Source organism: Nocardia brasiliensis, from assembly GCF_011801125.1.
Lineage (GTDB): Bacteria > Actinomycetota > Actinomycetes > Mycobacteriales > Mycobacteriaceae > Nocardia > Nocardia brasiliensis_C.
In genome coordinates this window covers 6166472-6182131 of the sequence record NZ_CP046171.1, presented here as the reverse complement: position 1 = coordinate 6182131, position 15660 = coordinate 6166472, and the positions used below count along the sequence as shown (strand labels likewise).

Annotated in this window: 16 protein-coding genes; 9 read left to right on the top strand and 7 right to left on the bottom strand. The window is 68.2% G+C overall.

Annotation, left to right across the window (positions count from 1 at the left end; translation table 11 throughout):
- Window positions 1-24: 24 nt before the first annotated feature.
- Entirely contained in the window at window positions 25-795 is a 771-nt protein-coding gene (locus F5X71_RS28005; protein ID WP_238815513.1) for a dienelactone hydrolase family protein, read from the bottom strand.
- A gap of 259 nt (window positions 796-1054) precedes the next feature.
- Here F5X71_RS28005 and F5X71_RS28000 point away from each other — a divergent pair, with 259 nt between their 5' ends.
- Together F5X71_RS28000 and F5X71_RS27995 are read left to right on the top strand one after the other, a co-directional pair.
- Entirely contained in the window at window positions 1055-1558 is a 504-nt protein-coding gene (locus F5X71_RS28000; protein ID WP_167464701.1) for a hypothetical protein, read from the top strand.
- A gap of 51 nt (window positions 1559-1609) precedes the next feature.
- Window positions 1610-2347: a DUF6597 domain-containing transcriptional factor gene (locus tag F5X71_RS27995; RefSeq protein WP_167464700.1), complete on the top strand. Its 738-nt coding sequence runs from the start codon at window positions 1610-1612 to the stop codon at window positions 2345-2347.
- A 6-nt stretch (window positions 2348-2353) separates the two neighbouring features.
- On the opposite strand, the gene F5X71_RS27990 is transcribed toward F5X71_RS27995, so the two are convergent.
- From F5X71_RS27990 to F5X71_RS27980, 3 genes are all read right to left on the bottom strand, one after another.
- The gene (locus tag F5X71_RS27990) at window positions 2354-2752 is read right to left on the bottom strand and encodes a VOC family protein (RefSeq protein WP_167464699.1); all 399 of its coding nucleotides are present in this window, start codon (window positions 2750-2752) and stop codon (window positions 2354-2356) included.
- A gap of 63 nt (window positions 2753-2815) precedes the next feature.
- Window positions 2816-3229 carry an arsenate reductase ArsC gene (locus tag F5X71_RS27985; RefSeq protein WP_167464698.1) on the bottom strand — a complete coding sequence of 138 codons (414 nt, stop codon included), beginning with the start codon at window positions 3227-3229 and terminating at the stop codon, window positions 2816-2818.
- Between the two features lie 437 nt (window positions 3230-3666).
- Window positions 3667-4578 (bottom strand): oxygenase MpaB family protein, encoded by a 912-nt coding sequence (locus tag F5X71_RS27980; protein WP_167464697.1) that lies wholly within the window; start codon window positions 4576-4578, stop codon window positions 3667-3669.
- A 135-nt stretch (window positions 4579-4713) separates the two neighbouring features.
- On the opposite strand from F5X71_RS27980, the gene F5X71_RS27975 reads away from it, so the two are divergent.
- A complete protein-coding gene (locus F5X71_RS27975; RefSeq protein ID WP_238815512.1) occupies window positions 4714-5436 on the top strand; it encodes an SIR2 family NAD-dependent protein deacylase in 723 nt (240 codons plus the stop codon).
- Here F5X71_RS27975 and F5X71_RS27970 read toward each other — a convergent pair.
- Both F5X71_RS27970 and F5X71_RS27965 read right to left on the bottom strand, forming a co-directional pair.
- The gene (locus F5X71_RS27970; RefSeq protein WP_167464695.1) at window positions 5433-6728 is read right to left on the bottom strand and encodes a D-arabinono-1,4-lactone oxidase; all 1296 of its coding nucleotides are present in this window, start codon (window positions 6726-6728) and stop codon (window positions 5433-5435) included. The two genes, F5X71_RS27975 and F5X71_RS27970, sit on opposite strands and share 4 nt — an antisense overlap.
- Before the next feature lie 52 nt (window positions 6729-6780).
- Window positions 6781-7455: a TetR/AcrR family transcriptional regulator gene (locus tag F5X71_RS27965; RefSeq protein WP_167464694.1), complete on the bottom strand. Its 675-nt coding sequence runs from the start codon at window positions 7453-7455 to the stop codon at window positions 6781-6783.
- A gap of 118 nt (window positions 7456-7573) precedes the next feature.
- Between F5X71_RS27965 and F5X71_RS27960 the strand changes: the two genes are divergently transcribed.
- Entirely contained in the window at window positions 7574-9073 is a 1500-nt protein-coding gene (locus F5X71_RS27960; RefSeq protein WP_167464693.1) for an MFS transporter, read from the top strand.
- 313 nt (window positions 9074-9386) lie between these two features.
- Here the strand turns inward: F5X71_RS27960 and F5X71_RS27955 are convergent, their stop codons facing one another.
- Entirely contained in the window at window positions 9387-10532 is a 1146-nt protein-coding gene (locus tag F5X71_RS27955) for a lipase family protein (RefSeq protein WP_238815511.1), read from the bottom strand.
- A gap of 494 nt (window positions 10533-11026) precedes the next feature.
- On the opposite strand from F5X71_RS27955, the gene F5X71_RS27950 reads away from it, so the two are divergent.
- The 5 genes from F5X71_RS27950 (at window position 11027) to F5X71_RS27930 (ending at window position 15602) form a co-directional block, all read left to right on the top strand.
- Window positions 11027-11434 carry a DUF190 domain-containing protein gene (locus F5X71_RS27950; RefSeq protein WP_167464692.1) on the top strand — a complete coding sequence of 136 codons (408 nt, stop codon included), beginning with the start codon at window positions 11027-11029 and terminating at the stop codon, window positions 11432-11434.
- Window positions 11431-11670 carry a hypothetical protein gene (locus F5X71_RS27945; RefSeq protein WP_167464691.1) on the top strand — a complete coding sequence of 80 codons (240 nt, stop codon included), beginning with the start codon at window positions 11431-11433 and terminating at the stop codon, window positions 11668-11670. Before F5X71_RS27950 ends, F5X71_RS27945 begins: the two co-directional genes overlap by 4 nt.
- Window positions 11671-11717: 47 nt before the next feature.
- Window positions 11718-13358: a phosphoglucomutase (alpha-D-glucose-1,6-bisphosphate-dependent) gene (pgm, locus tag F5X71_RS27940; RefSeq protein WP_167464690.1), complete on the top strand. Its 1641-nt coding sequence runs from the start codon at window positions 11718-11720 to the stop codon at window positions 13356-13358.
- Between the two features lie 7 nt (window positions 13359-13365).
- A complete protein-coding gene (locus F5X71_RS27935) occupies window positions 13366-14790 on the top strand; it encodes an MFS transporter (protein ID WP_342803746.1) in 1425 nt (474 codons plus the stop codon).
- 110 nt (window positions 14791-14900) lie between these two features.
- Window positions 14901-15602: a DsbA family protein gene (locus F5X71_RS27930; RefSeq protein WP_167464688.1), complete on the top strand. Its 702-nt coding sequence runs from the start codon at window positions 14901-14903 to the stop codon at window positions 15600-15602.
- Window positions 15603-15660: the final 58 nt, after the last annotated feature.

Below are 15660 nucleotides of genomic sequence, written 5' to 3'. Positions count from 1 at the left end.
GTCGAAACATAGGATGATTCGGTCTTATTCCGCGGCGAGCGAACTCCGGAGCAGGCTCAGCAGATCGTGCAGGTGACGCTGGTAGGCGTCCTCGCGGTACACCGGGACGTCCCGCATGGTGAAACCGTGTGGCGCGTCGGGGTAGAGGACTGAGGTGTAGCGCGTGCCCGCCGCGTCGAGCGCCTGTTCGAGGCGGGCGATCTGCTCGGGCGGCATGGACGAATCGTGATCGGCGTGCCCCACGTACACCCGCGCGGTGATCCCCGCCGCCGCGAAGTGCGGGCTGTCGGGCTGGTCCTCGGCGGCCAGATTGCCCCCGTGGAAGCTGGCGGCGGCGGCGATCCGGTCACCGAACGCGGCGGCGGTGCGCAGCGCGAGCCTGCCGCCCATGCAGTAGCCGGTGGTGGCCACCGGGCCCGGCGTCACCGTCGGGGCGGCCGCGAGCCAGTCCAGGTAGTGCCGCGCATCCTCGATGGCGCCGTCCGGGGTGAGCGCTTCGCGGATCGGCGCCAGTTCGGCGAAGAACTTCGCGCCGGCGTCCGGCTCGGTGAAGTCGGGCATGGGCAGCACGGGCGCCCGGCCGGAGCGGTAGAAGATGTTCGGCGCGAGGACGCTGAACCCTTGCGCCGCAATGGTCTCCACCAGTTCACGCAGATACGGGCGCAGGCCGAACGCGTCCATGTAGAGCAGCACACCGGGGTGGCGGGCGCCGTCGTCGGGGTGCGCGAAGTAGGCGTCGGCGGTGCCGTCGGGGAGCGGAATATCGATGGCCTGAAAAGCCACAGGGGAAGTCACCGAAGCAAGTCTACGGAGGAATGACGGCATCGGCCGAGCATGTCATTACCCAGGCAAATTACTGCGGGAATCAGCAATTTCGGGCGTGTACACGCTCCATTCGACGCCGGAGTTGACATGCTCTCTAGTCGATGCCGTGTGCGGCTCCCGAGTGGTCACGTTTCACCGGCCCCGCAGGGTCCGCGCGATTACGGCAGCGTGTTCGATCGCCGATCCGTACCAATCGCCTGGTGAATGGGCGCGACGAGAGGTTTGACTCGTGAAATTGAGCTGGCTGGGGGTTCCGGCGCTGGTCGCCGTTGCGGTGGCGGGGTGCTCCGACGACAAGTCGGCGAGCCCGGAATCGACCTCGTCGAGTGCTGCGGCGTCCTCGAGTTCCGATTCCCCCGCCCCCGATTCGAACAATGGCGACGAAGCGGGCGGGACGCGGATCGCGCTCGGCGAGACGAAAAAGGTCCCCATTCCCGCCGACGCGGTGATGGATATCCGGGTGCCCGCGGACTGGGGCGCGGCCGCTAATACGTTGCGCTGCACGGCCGTGGACAGTTCTGGGCGGAACGAAGATCTTCGGTCCAGCGACATGAAAAAGACCGAAACGGTCGGCGGCAAGGACTGGGTGACGGTCTGGACGTTTTCCTCCGCTCCCGCCGGTGAGGTGACCGTCGGATGCAGCGACCCGGAGTCGAGTATCGCGGCCGCCCACCCCGCCCCGTTCGTCCGGGTGGTCCCGCGCGGGGTGTTCCCGGTGCCGCCGCAGCGCTGACCGCGTTCGGTGCGGGCGCGAGCGCCCGCGGAATCGCGGTAGCGTCGGGTCATGGACGCGGACGGGTATCGGGAACGACCGTCGCGGTTCGGAGCGGCCGTGGCGTGGACCCGCACGGTGACCGATCGGGACGCGGCCGTGCCGGTGCTGCCGGACGGCTGCATGGACCTGCTGTGGGTGGATGGACGGCTGATCGTGGCGGGCCCAGATACCCGGGCTTTCCGACCTGTGGTCGCCACCGGTACCCGATATGCGGGGCTGCGTTTTTCGCCGGGCACCGCCCCGGCCCTGTTGGGCGTGCCCGCCGCGGAATTGCGCGATCAGCGCGTCGAATTGGATCAGCTGTGGTCCGCCGCCGAGGTGCGGCGGCTGACCGCGCGGCTGGCCGCGGCCACGGACCCGCTGGCCGCCATGGAGGCGCTGGTCCAGCGGCGCGCGGCCGCGGTGGCGCCGCCCGATCCGGTGCTCCGGCGAATCGTGGCGGCGCTGGACGCGGGCTGGTCGGTCGGGGCGACCGCGGCGGCGGTGGGGCTCAATGCCCGGCTGCTGCATCGGCGTTCGCTCGCCGCCTTCGGCTACGGTCCCAAGACCCTGGCGCGGGTGCTGCGCCTGCAGCGGGCGCTGGCGCAGGCCCGCGCGGGAGTGTCGTTCGCCGCGACCGCCATCGGCGCGGGGTACGCCGATCAGGCGCACCTGGCGCGCGAGGTCCGCGACCTCACCGGAATGCCGTTGGGGCAGGTGCTGATTCGATCGGGCACCGCCCCGGACACCGTGGCCGCGGCAGGCTGAGCCGCGTCAGTCGGTGGCGAGCGTGGCGTACAGGTCGATGTTGTTGCCGTCTGGATCCTGCACGACCGCGTAGCGCTGGCCCCAGAACGCGTCCCACGGCTTCAGCTCGCCGTGGTAGCCCGCGTCGACGAGTTCGGTGTAGACCGAGTCCACTTCGGCGGGGTTCGTGCAGCGGAAGGCCAGGCTGATCCGGCCCGCGCTCGCCGGGGGAGTCCAGGCGCTGTGGAAGGACGCGATGGTGGCTTCGGTGTCCAGAGCCAACCGCAGCCCGTTCGGCAGGGCGGCCTCGGCATGCGGCGCCTGTTCGGAGTCTTCGGGAAAGTCGAGGCCGAGTCGGCGATAGAACGCGATGGAAGCGCTCATATCGGTGACGACAAGGCCGACGACGTCGAGTTGAGGAGTCATACCCGAACGGTAGCCAGCCGCCGTCACTGCGGTCTTGAACGAATCGGACAGCGCGGCCGGGCGTCAGCGGGCCGGCGCGGGCACCAGCTCGGCGATCAGGTTCTCCACCAGGATTCGGATCCGGTCACGGATGGTGCGCACCACGTCGATGGTCTGCTCGGACGGGTCCGGCAGGACCCAGTCGCGGTAGCTGATGCCGGGAAAGAACGGGCAGGCGTCCCCGCAGCCCATGGTGACCACCACGTCGGAGATGCCCACGGCGTCCATGGTGAGCAGCTTGGGGGTGCGGTCGGAGATATCGATGCCGACTTCGGCCATCGCCGCGACCGCGACCGGATTGAGCGCGGCGGCCGGGGCGCTGCCCGCGGTCCGGACCTCGATGCGGTCTTCGGCCAGCGCGTTGAGAAACCCTGCGGCCATCTGCGATCTGCCTGCGTTGTGCACGCAGATGAACAGCACGCTGGGCTTGTGCGACATAGAGGCGCCTTTCGGGTGAGCTGAGCTAGGAGTGTGCTGTGCCGCGGACCGGTCGTCCGGCACAGTGTGGCCGAAACGCTGTCGAAGCGTACGGGATACGTATACCAGCGTGGCGAAGATCGTTACCGCGCACCGGGCCACCGCCTGCCGCGGTCGGCGCACGACGCAGGTCAGGGCATCGAAGTCGTTGATACACAGCAACAATCGGCGTGCACGTGGGCCGCGCACCGTACTGGACGGTTCTGTGTGCGCGGTGCGATATCGGGCAAATGTCGGATGCCGAGACGTGTTGGCGGCCAACGTGTCGACCCGACGAATCGGACCGGTCGGTACTCGAACGACGCGGGCCGCGCTGTCGGGTGACAGCGCGGCCCGCGCGATGGGAGCGATGAAAACCGTTGTCGTACAACGGCGAAACGGAACTACTCGGCGGTATCTCAGATCGGCCGGAAGTCGATCATCTTGCGCAGCCGCTGCCGGTCGCGTTCCAGCCTGCGGGCCTCGAAGGCGATCGGGAAGTAGCGCACCCGCTCCGGCAGCAGCGGGATCATGCGTGCGATCATCCAGCCGAGCGCGCGCAGCTTGCGCTCGTCGGCGGCGGTCCAGGTGAGTCCGAGCTTGTCGCGCGCCACCTCGGGCGTGGTACCGACCGTCACGAAGTACTGCATCCTGCCGATCGGGGCGACCGCCAGCCGCCAGATCGGCGCGAAGACCCGTGGCAACTGCTTCGGCGGGGCGACCGAGCGGATCACGCGCAGATAGTCGCGCGCGGTGTCGGTGGCCTCGAGGTGATTGGCCACCTGGTCGGCGAAGAACTTCTCGAATTCGGTGTAGCTGGCCGGAATCTCCTTGGGCGCCACCGAGAAGTTGCGCATCAGCTGCACCATCTCCTGGTAGACGTCCTCCTTCTCCGCGGCCGTGAGCGGGTTGCGGGCGAAGTATCTGGCGTTCTCGGCGAAGGCGAAGGTGCCGGTGTGCAGCACCCATGCCCACGGCCCCGAGGTCAGTGCCTTGTGTCGGACGCCGTTCGCGTCGGTGGTGTTGAGCGAGGCGTGCATGGTGCGCAGCCGGTCCGCCTCGGCGATCGCCTCCTCGCCGCCGTAGATCCACATCATCACCGACGCGATGCTGCGCACCGCGCGGCCCATCGGATCGGTGCGAAAGGTGGAGTGTTCGTCCACGACGGCCGAGATGGTCGGCTCCATCGTCTGCAGCAGGAAGGCCGAGCCCGCGGTCAGCGAGAAGGTGATCAGGCCGGTCTCGTCCCACAGTCGATTGCCCGGCGCGAAGGGGCGGCGGGACGGCAGTGTCCGTGGGCGGCCGGTGTCGAGGGCGGCGGATGCGGTCATCGTGATCTCCCTTGATCAACAACATTCAGACGATGAGATAAATAGACTAACATTCTCTCATCATCTTCGTCGGTGTGCGACCTAGGCTGGGTTGCTATGACGAGCGAGTGGCGCAGCCGCCAAGGGCGCATCGGGGTGCTCACCGGGGCGGGGATCTCGACCGACTCCGGCATCCCCGACTTCCGTGGCCCGCGCGGTGTATGGACCGAAGACCCGATCGCAGAACTGCTTTCGACATACGACAGCTACTTGGCCGACCCCGAACTGCGCAGGCGGTCGTGGCTGGCGCGCCGGGACAACCCCGCCTGGCAGGCCGAGCCCAATGCCGCGCACAAGGCCCTCGCCGACTTGGCGCGGGCGGGGCGCGCGGTCACTGTCATCACGCAGAACATCGACCGTCTGCACCAGCGCGGCGGCTCCGCGCCGGACCGCGTGGTCGAGATTCACGGCAACATGTTCGAGGTGGTCTGCGTCGAATGCGAGTACCGGGCCACGATGGCCGAGACCCTGGACCGGGTGGCGGCCGGCGAGCCCGACCCGCCGTGCCCGGCCTGCGGCGGGGTGCTGAAAGCGGCCATCATCATGTTCGGCCAACAGCTCGACCCCCGCGCCATGACCAAGGCCGCGCTCGCCGCGCAAACCAGCGACATCTTCCTCGCGATCGGCACCTCGCTACAGGTAGAGCCCGCGGCCTCGCTATGCGCCGTAGCCGTCCGCGCCGGCGCCGACCTGATCATCGTCAACGCCGAACCAACCCCCTACGACCCCCTGGCAACCGAGGTCATCCGAGAACCCATCGGCACCGCCATCCCCCGCCTGGTAGCCGAAATCATCTCGGCGGCTGGGGGATTGGGTTAGAGGGGGCCGAGGACTCGGGTTAGGTAGGGGTTGGTGAAGCGGCCCTTGGGGTCCAGGCGGCGGCGGACTTCGGTGAAGCGGTCCCAGTCGGGGTAGCGGTCGCGCAGTGTGTCGGCGGTTTGGAAGTGTCGTTTGCCCCAGTGCGGCCTGCCGTTGTACTTGTCGAAAATCGCTTCGCAGGCACGGAAATACGGCTCGTAGGGCATGCCGCGGTACTGGTGCACCGCGATGTAGCAGGTTTCGCGCCCGCCCGCGGGGGAGAGGAAGGCGTCGTCGGGGGCGACCCAGCGCACCTCGATCGGCATCGGGGTCTCGAAATTCGCGGACAGCGCCTTGATCTCGCGGATTGCCGCGACCGAATGCTCGCGCGGGATCGCGTACTCCATCTCGGTGAAGCGGACCAGCCGCGGCGAGGCGAACACTCGATAGGACCGGTCGACCTGACGGCGGTAGCTGCCCGCGTAGGCGGCGCCGCGATGGATCCACGGCACCAGCCGCGGCTGCAGGCGACCCAGCTTGCACAGCGTGTCGAAGGCGTAGTTGGACATCAGGATGTCGGCGAACCAGTCGACGGCCTTGCCGCGCGGTTGTTCGGCCAGCTCGACCGGATTGTTGCGCTTGGTCAACGCCAGCGCGCTGTGCGCGAACATGTAGAACTCGAAGTGCTGGTTGCCGTCGACATACGAATCAAGGTCCGCGAGTACGTCTTCCAGCGGAATCGGTCGTTCGACGCCCTCGAGCACGAACGAGGGGACCAGCTGCAACGTCACCGCGGTGATCACGCCGAGCGCGCCGACGCTGACCCTGGCCGCCCGCCAGGCTTCCGGGTCGGTCTCGGCGTTCAGCTCGACCACGCTGCCGTCGGCGAGCATGAGTTCGATGGAATGCAGTGCGGCCGAGAGGTTCTGCAGCGTCGCGCCGGTGCCGTGGGTGCCGGTCGCGGTGGCGCCCGCGACGGTCTGGACGTCGATGTCACCCAGGTTGGGAAACGCGAGGCCGTGCCCGTGCAACGCCTCGCTCACCGTCTTCAGGGTGGCGCCCGCCTCGACCCGCACCCGCCCGGTGGCGCGGTCCACGTCGAGGACGCGGTCGAACTTCGACAGATCGAGCAGCACGCCGTCGGTGAGCACGGTGTCGGTGAACGAGTGCCCGGCCCCGGCGACGCGGACCGTCTGCCCGGCGTCGCCGGCGCGGCCGAGGATCTCGGCGAGGTCGGCGGTGCTCCGCGGCGCGGTCACGGTTGCCGGTGTGCACTGCTGATCGCCAGCCCAGTTCACCCACGAGTTGGTCATGCGACCAACTTTAGGGGATAGCCCTCTGATGTGGGGATCGATTACGTAGTTGTTACCTCTTGCGGCCGGTGCACGCGCCCTTGGCCTGCTCGACCTCGACGTCGGTGAGCGGCGGCACGAGCAGCTGCTGGCGCGGGGTGCTGTCGGCGCGCACGCCGTTCAACGCGATCGCCATATAGCGTTGCCAGACATCGGGATTGACCGGCCGGGAGAACTCGGCGATGCCGTCGACCATGTGGATCAGCGCGAAGAAGTCCGAGGGTTCGACGCCGGGGGCGAGCGCGCCCGCCTCGCGGGCTCGGTCCACGATGGCCGTCACGGTCGGCTTGATCCGGTCGCGCACGACCACGAACCGATCGATGTTGTCCTCTTCCAGTTGCAGCATCACCGAACTGAAGCCGCGGTTCACCGCCATGTGCCTGCACGCGTACTCGAAGAACTCGACCAGGCCGAACCAGGGGTCGGCGTGCCGGTGGGCCGCGTCGGCCGCCTCGGCGAACTCCCGCAGGTTCTGCTCGAAGACCTCGGTGATGAGGTCCTTCTTGTTGGCGAAGCGGCGGTAGACCGTGCCGACGCCGACGCCCGCGCGTTCGGCGACGTCGTCGAGGGTGATCTCGAGTCCGTGGTCGGCGAATAGTTCGCGCGCGGCGGCGATGATCCGCTGCTGATTGCGCGCGGCATCGGCACGCAGGCGGCGGGGCGGAGAGACTGCCGTGGCGTGATTCACACCCACATCCTAACAAGTATCGGGATTAAGCGGAGGCGATCTCTCCGTTATGGTGGTAGCTTTTCCAGGGTAACCGGAGATGCAAACTCCGGATCAGTACTCGAGACAAAGGGGACACATGACTACCACGTTCGACCGTGGGGCACCCGCCCCCGCGAAATCAGACCAGGGCCGTCGCGGCTCGCACGCCCTGCGCTGGTGGGTGCTCGCCACACTCGGCGTGGCACAGCTCATGGTGGTGCTCGACGCCACCGTCGTGAACATCGCACTTCCCGCCGCACAGCAAGACCTCGGCTTCTCCGACGGCGACCGGCAGTGGGTCGTCACCGGATACGCGCTCGCGTTCGGCAGCCTGCTGCTGCTCGGCGGCCGCCTCAGCGACCTGTTCGGGCGGCGCAACACCTTCATCATCGGCCTGATCGGTTTCGCGGGCGCCTCCGCCATCGGCGGCGCGGCAACCAGCTTCGAAATGCTGGTCGCCGCCCGCGTCGGGCAAGGCGTCTTCGGTGCGCTGCTGGCACCCGCCGCGCTCTCGCTGCTCACGGTGACCTTCACCGAACCCGCCGAACGAGCCAAGGCCTTCGGCATCTTCGGCGCGGTCGCCGGTGCGGGCGGCGCGATCGGTCTGCTGCTCGGCGGCATGCTCACCGAATGGGCCAACTGGCGCTGGGTGATGTTCGTCAACCTCGCCTTCGCCGCCGTCGCCCTCGTCGGCGCGGTACTGCTGCTGGCCAAGCACGTGACCAACGAGCGGCCCAAGCTGGACATCCCCGGCACCGTCGTGGTGACCGCGGCGCTGTTCGGCATCGTGTACGGCTTCTCGCACGCCGAGTCGACCAGCTGGACCAACCCGGTCACCCTCGCCTTCCTCATCGGCGGCGCGGTGCTGCTCGCGGCGTTCGTCGTGATCGAGAGCCGGGTGGCACACCCGCTGCTGCCGCTGCGGATCGTGCTCGACCGCACCCGGGGCGGATCGTTCCTCACCGTGTTCGTCATGGGCATCGGCATGTTCGCGATCTTCCTGTTCCTGACCTACTACATGCAGCTGAGCATGGGCTACTCGCCGATCAAGACCGGCCTGGCGTTCCTGCCCATGGTGGCGGCGATGATCGCCTCATCGACCACCGTCCCGTCGCTGGTGCTGCCCAAGATCGGTCCGAAGATCGTGATGTCCGGCGGCTTCCTGATCGCCGCAGGCGGCATGGCCTGGCTGACCCGGATCGGCCTCGACACCGGCTACGCCACCCACATCCTGCCGGCACTGATCCTGCTCGGCCTCGGCCTCGGTGGCGCGATGTCCACCGCGTTCCAAGGCGCGACCGCCGGCGTCCACCATGAAGACGCCGGAGTGGCCTCGGCCATGATCAACACCAGCCAGCAGGTCGGCGGCTCCATCGGCACCGCGCTACTGAGCACGATCGCCGCCTCCGCCGCGACCGGCTACCTGTCCTCGCGCACACCCGACCCGCTGACCATCGCGCAGTCCGCGATCGAGAGCTACACCACCAGCTTCTGGTGGGCCACAGCGATCTTCGTGGCGGGCGCGGTGATCACCGCGATCCTGATGCCCAACACGGTGCCCGCACCGTCCGAAGGCGAACCGGTGATCGTGCACTGAATTGTTGGCCGCGTGGCCGCGGCGTGGTTCGCGGCCCCTGCTGTCTCGTGGCTCAGCGGTCGAGACTCGCGCCTGCGGCGCATGCGCTTCGACCGCTGAGCCACGAGACGGCCGCGAACCGAGGCACTCGTAAGACTTGCTCCGTTGGGGGCGCGTTGCGTTCGTGGGTTTTGTCTCATCAGGAGCTACGTGCCTGGTTCCGATGATGTTGTCGGGGTGGATATTTCGCTTCGTTGCAGCACGGTGCCCGCGTCCGATGTGAACGCGGGCACCGTGTGTTGTGTGAATGTCTATGTTGCGCTTTGTTGTTGGATCAGCAGTTGCTCGGGGCGGGGAGGCCTGCGAATCGGTCGCCGAGGTAGGTGAATGCTTCGGAGGCGCCCGCGGCGATGGCGGTGCCGTGGTCTGCGCCGGGCACCATGTTGAGCAGGACGGGAACGCCTGCGTGGCAATAGCGTCCGAGGACGTCGCGCACCAACTGGGGGGAGACCTGGTCGTTGGCGCCGTGCCACTCGTAGATCGGGGTGCGGGGGATGCCGGGGTAGATCTCGATGCTGTTCTCGTGCAGGATGCGGGCCACCGTGGCGTCGGCGTACATGTCGCCGTAGAAGACGTCGCCGAAACTCTTGTTCGCGCCCGCGTTGATGATCTCCTGGGTGCACGCGTTGGCGAGCTGGTTGCGCAGCGCCAGGCCCGCCGGGTTCAGCACCTGCTCCATCGGCAGCTCACCCGGGTATTCCCGCTCCAGTCCGATGGCGGCGGCGAAACCGAGGCCGAACAGCGGGTTCGGTTGCATGCCGACATCGAGCGCCAGCTTGCCGATGTTCATCGGGACACCGCCCTGGGCGACGCCGACGATGTTCAGCTCCGGCGCGTACTCCGGTGCCAGCGCCGCGGCGAAACCGGTCGCCATCCCGCCGCCGGAATAGCCCGCCATACCGACGGGGCTGAGCCTGAGATCCGCTGGGCCGAAACGCTGTACGGCCCGGATGCCGTCGAGGGTCAGCCTGCCGCCGAGCTTGGCGGCGCCATAGGAGCTGGTCGGTCCGAGATGGTCCGGCACCGCCACCGCCCAACCGCGGGCGAGCAGCAGGTTCAGCGCGGGCGCCTCCTGCATGGTGCCGTTGAAGATGCTGTGCGAGGGCGCGCACTGCATGCCGAGCGAGTTGACGAACGGCTGGTACGACACCAGCGGCCGGTTCATGCCCCCGCCCGGCGGCAGCAGCAGGGTGGTCACGGCGGCGATCGGATCGCCCGCGGAATTGCTCGACCGGTAGAGCAACTGCCACGCGCTCGCGCCGGGGAAGCCGTTGGCGGCCACCGGCCTGCTGCGGATCACGTCACCGGGCTGGAAGTTCCCGACATCCGGTGGTGCCCAATAGAACCCGTCGCCGTCGGGGATCGGGTAGATCGGCGCGGCCACCGCGGGCGCCGCGTGGCCGAGCCCGGCCGTGGCCACCGCCAGTGCCGTGACGCAGAGTCGCCGCAGTGTCCGGCGGACGGATCTATGTCTGCCGGATATTTGCTGATGACCCGGGTGGCGTCCGGTGTCCGCCGCCGGGTACGTATTCAGTTGTGCCCGCTGTGCCGCCATCGTCGCTCCGACCTGAGAGGTGAGGTAGGGGGAGACAACTTCGGCCAAACCTTCAGGCCATTCGTACGCGGAACTGGCCCGGATGTCAATGAACAACACTGTTCGCAGTTTTGTGCGGTGGGGTGCGGCTGAACGGACCGTCCGGTCCAACCGATAACATTGCCTGGATACGGTAAATGTCATGGGATGCACTGCCATCGGGATCCTGATGGTTCCGCAGCCCGAGGGATGGGTAGCCCACAGACTGCTGCGTCCCGTTCTCCGGATCGGAGTGCTCGGCGGCTTCACCACTTCACCTACTGCCTCGCGGTTCGTAGACTGCTCGGGTCGGGTGCCCGAGCGGCTCGGGGGGATCGGTAGTGGCGTCGCCGAGGGACAACTGGAACGACTCGGCGGTCGACGGTGCGACGAAAGGGGGCCTGGGCATGATGGAAGCGGGACGCTGGCAGCCGGCGGCACGGTTGACCGTGTTGCTGGACGAAGACGACAAGTGGCGACATCTGCCCCTGTATGCCGAGATAGTCAGCAGAGCCAGGGACACCGGCCTCGCCGGGGCCAGTGTCTGGCGCGGCATCGAAGGCTACGGCGCGTCCTCACGCATCCACAGCACCCGCATCCTGGACATGGCCGATCACCTGCCGCTGGTGCTGATGCTGGTCGACGAACCGGAGCGGTTGCGCGCGTTCGTCGAGCAGAACGCGGAACTGTTCACCACCATCAACGTCGCGCTCTCGCCACTGGAGCTGTGGCAGGGAGCCGCCCGATGACAGTGCCGCAGCACCCCATGGACCGTGCGGTAGCAGCACGTTTCGAGTCTCTGCTGCCACTTGGGGCACCGACCGTTAACATTGTCGGTTCGGCGCTGCTCGGTGGGCTGGTCGGCGCGGGTGCCGGCGACTGGCTGCCGGCCGCCGCAGACGTTCGCGGCGCGCTGATCACGTTCAGCACAAGCCTCGTCGCGGTATTCGCCGTGGCGTCGACGAGACAGTGGTTGTGGACATGATCCTGATGACGAGCAGGGCGCAGCCGATACGGAAGGGAGACCCGAGCATGGCCCATGATCGAGCAGGGCGACTCGCGCGTCCCACCGACCTGGAGGACATCGCCCACCTGGTCACGGCCTATTACAGCCGCATCCCGGATCCGTCCGATCCGGCGCAGCGGGTGGTGTTCGGCACCTCGGGGCATCGCGGCTCGAGCCTCGATACCGCCTTCAACGAGGCGCACATCCTGGCGATCACCCAGTCGATCGTGGAATACCGTGCCACGCGCGGGATTACCGGCCCGGTGTATCTGGCCAGGGACACCCACGCGCTGTCCGAGCCCGCCATGGTCACCGCGCTCGAGGTGCTCGCCGCCAACGACGTCGTCGCGATGATCGACGCGAGGGACCGCTACACCCCGACGCCCGCGCTGAGTCACGCTGTGCTGCGCCACAATCGGGGCGGCACCAAGCATCAGGCCGACGGTATCGTGATCACCCCGTCGCACAATCCGCCGCGCGACGGCGGCTTCAAATACAACCCGCCGCACGGCGGTCCTGCCGACAACACCGCCACCGACGCGATCGCCGCCAGGGCCAACGAGCTGCTGCACAGCGGCCTGGCCGGGATCAAGCGGACCACGCTGCAGCATGCGCTGGAGACCAACGTCCAGCGCTATGACTACCTCGACCACTACATCGCCGATCTGCCGAACGTGTTGAACCTGGACGCGATTCGCGGCGCGGGCATCCGCCTCGGTGCCGACCCGATGGGCGGGGCGAGCGTGGACTACTGGGAGGAGATCGGCCAGCGTTACGATCTCGAGCTGGAGGTCGTCAACCCGTTCGTCGATCCCACGTGGCGTTTCATGACGCTCGACAGCGACGGCAAGATCCGGATGGACCCGTCCTCGCGGTACGCGATGGCCTCGCTCATCGCGATCAAGGACGACTACGACCTGTCCACCGGCAACGACGCCGACGCCGACCGGCACGGCATCGTCACCCCGGACGGCGGGCTGATGAACCCGAATCACTTCCTCGCGGTCGCCATCGAATACCTGGTGGCGAACCGGATGGGCTGGGACGCGCTGACCAAGATCGGCAAGACCGTGGTCACCTCGTCGATGATCGACCGGGTAGTCGGCGTGCTCGGCCGTGACGTGCACGAGGTGCCCGTCGGGTTCAAGTTCTTCGTGCCCGGATTGTTCAGCGGCAGTCTCGCTTTCGGCGGGGAGGAGAGCGCGGGCGCCTCATTCCTGCGGATGGACGGCACCGTGTGGACCACCGACAAGGACGGCATCCTGCTCGCGCTGCTGGCCGCCGAGATCGCCGCGGTCACCGGCCAGAGTCCGTCCGCGCGCTACGTCGAACTCGAACGGCGCTACGGCACCCCGGCCTACGCCCGGATCGACGCGGCGGCGACGTCGGAACAGAAAGCACTGCTTGCGAAGTTGACTCCGGACATGATCACCACCAAGGAGATCGCCGGTGAGCCCATCACGTCCGTGCTCACCAGGGCGAAAGGAAACGGCGCGCCGCTGGGCGGGCTCAAGGTGACCACCGAGAACGCCTGGTTCGCCGCCCGCCCGTCGGGCACCGAGGACAAATACAAGATCTACGCGGAGTCGTTCCACGGCCCCGAGCATCTGACCCAGGTGCAGGCGGCCGCGGAAGAAGTGGTGGGACAGGCGCTATCCGGTGAGTGACGGATCGGTGAGCGGTAGATCGAACCCCCGCGCCGACGCTCTTCCCATCGAGATCTGGGTGCTCGTCGGTGGTGCGTTCGTCATCGCGATCGGATTCGGGTTGGTCGCTCCGGTGCTGCCGCAGTTCGCGCGCAGCTTCGGCGTCGGCGTCGCGGCGGCCTCGGCGATCGTCAGCGCCTTCGCCCTGATGCGGCTGCTGTTCGCGCCGCTGAGCGGGCGGCTGGTGCAGCGCCTGGGCGAGCGGTCGGTGTATCTGGGCGGCCTGCTGATCGTCGCGGTCTCCACCGGCGCCAGCGCGCTGGCCCAAAGTTATTGGCAGCTGATGGTTTTGCGGTCGCTCGGCGGCATCGGGTCGACCATGTTCACGGTGTCCTCGCTGGCGCTGGTGATCCGGATGTCCCCGCCCGCCGCGCGCGGCCGGGTGTCCGGCCTGTGGTCCACCAGCTTTCTGATCGGGTCGGTCAGCGGGCCGCTGGTCGGTGGTGCGCTGTCGGGGCTCGGGCTGCGGATGCCGTTCGTGATCTACGCGGTGGCGCTGCTCGCGGTGACCGTCGCGGTGTATCTGGCCCTGCGTGATTCGCAGCTGGCCGCGCCGGAACCCGTTGGCGGCGTGCGGATGATGTCGTTCCGCGAGGCCTGGGCGCGATCGGAGTATCGCGCGGTGCTGTGGTCCAACTTCGCCAACGGCGCGGCCATCTTCGGCGTGCGGATGGCGTTGGTGCCGTTGCTCGTCGTCGAGGTGCTGCACCAGACCCCAGGCATGGCCGGGGTGGCGTTGACCGTGTTCGCCGCGGGCAACGTCGCGGTGCTGTTCCTGGCAGGCCGGTACTCGGATCGATGGGGGCGCAAGCCTTTCCTGATCGCCGGGTCGCTGGTGTGCGCGGTCGGCACCGCCGGACTCGGTGTCGCCGACACCCTGCCGTTGCTGCTCGTCACCTCGTTCGTGGCCGGTCTCGGCGCGGGCCTGTTCACCCCGACCCAGCAGGCCGCCGTCGCCGACGTGATCGGGCCGAACGCGCGCGGCGGACCGGTGCTCGCCGGATTCCAGATGGCCGCCGACCTCGGTACCGTGCTCGGTCCCGTCGCGGTGGGCGCGCTGGCGCAACAGAGCTCCTACGGGCTCGCGCTCACGGTCACCGGCGCGCTGCTCGCCATCGCCGCGGTGGGCTGGGCGATCGTGCCGGAGCCGCTGCGTAGGCGGACCGCCGAGCAGACCGTCGGATGTGACCATCTCTGTGGCGCGGACGGTGCGGACCATCAACTGTTGTCCGAGGAGGAGAAGGTCGATCAGGCGGTGAGCGAGGTGGCGGGCGCGCCCGTCGCCGACAGTGCGGTGCCGCCGGTCGCCGATGTCGAATCCGCTGTCGCCGAACGGGACCGCGCGGTGCGTCCCGGCACGGATCGCTCCGAGGACGCCACCACGGCCCGGTGACCGGCCTGTGGGGATCGTCGCAGCGTGCGGGGGCTGGCGCGCGGGTGCCGCGCGCGTTGCGGCAGAGTGTGGGGGTGAGCGAATCGCGTTCGAACTACACCCCACGACCCATGTCCAGTAAGACCACGTACGCGCTGGGCGCCGTGGCCCTCGCCTTGATCGCCGTGATCGTCGTCGCGGCGATCAACTGGGGACACGACGAGGTGAGCGTGCGCAACGAGGGATATGGGACGGTGCGCGAGGCCTCCGTCCGGGCGCAGTTGGAACCGGACGGTTCGATTCTGCTCGGACGTCAGGACGCGAAGAAGACGATCGATATCTTCGAGGACCCGCTCTGCCCCGGCTGCGGCAACCTGGAACGCATCTACGGTCAGGAGATCGCGCAGCGGGTCGACGAGGGCAAGCTGGCCGTGCGCTACCGGTTGGTGAACTTTCTGGACGCCCGTTCAAAGAGCAAGGACTATTCCAGCCGGGCGGTTGCGGCGAATCAGTGTGTCGCTGAGGGTGGTTCGGGCCCGGTGTACTCTAAGTTCCACATGGAACTGTTCACCACCAAGCGACCGAGCGAGGGTGGTGCGGATCTGAGCAACGACGAGCTCGCCGCGCTCGCCCGGGTCGCGGGCGCGCCCGAGGCGCAGTTGCAGTGCATCGCCACCGGTGCCCGGGTCGACGAGGCCAAGGTCACGGCTACCGCCGCCACCGCGGCGCTCGGCGAGGCGCTCGACGGCACAGCGGCCACACCCGCCGTGTTCGACGGCAAGACGAAGATCGATGTCAGCAAAGAGGATTGGGTCGATGCGCTGACCCGGTAGCGATCGCCTACCGGATTGTGGCATTGGCCCGCACGGCAGCCGGTTGGGTAGCTAGGCT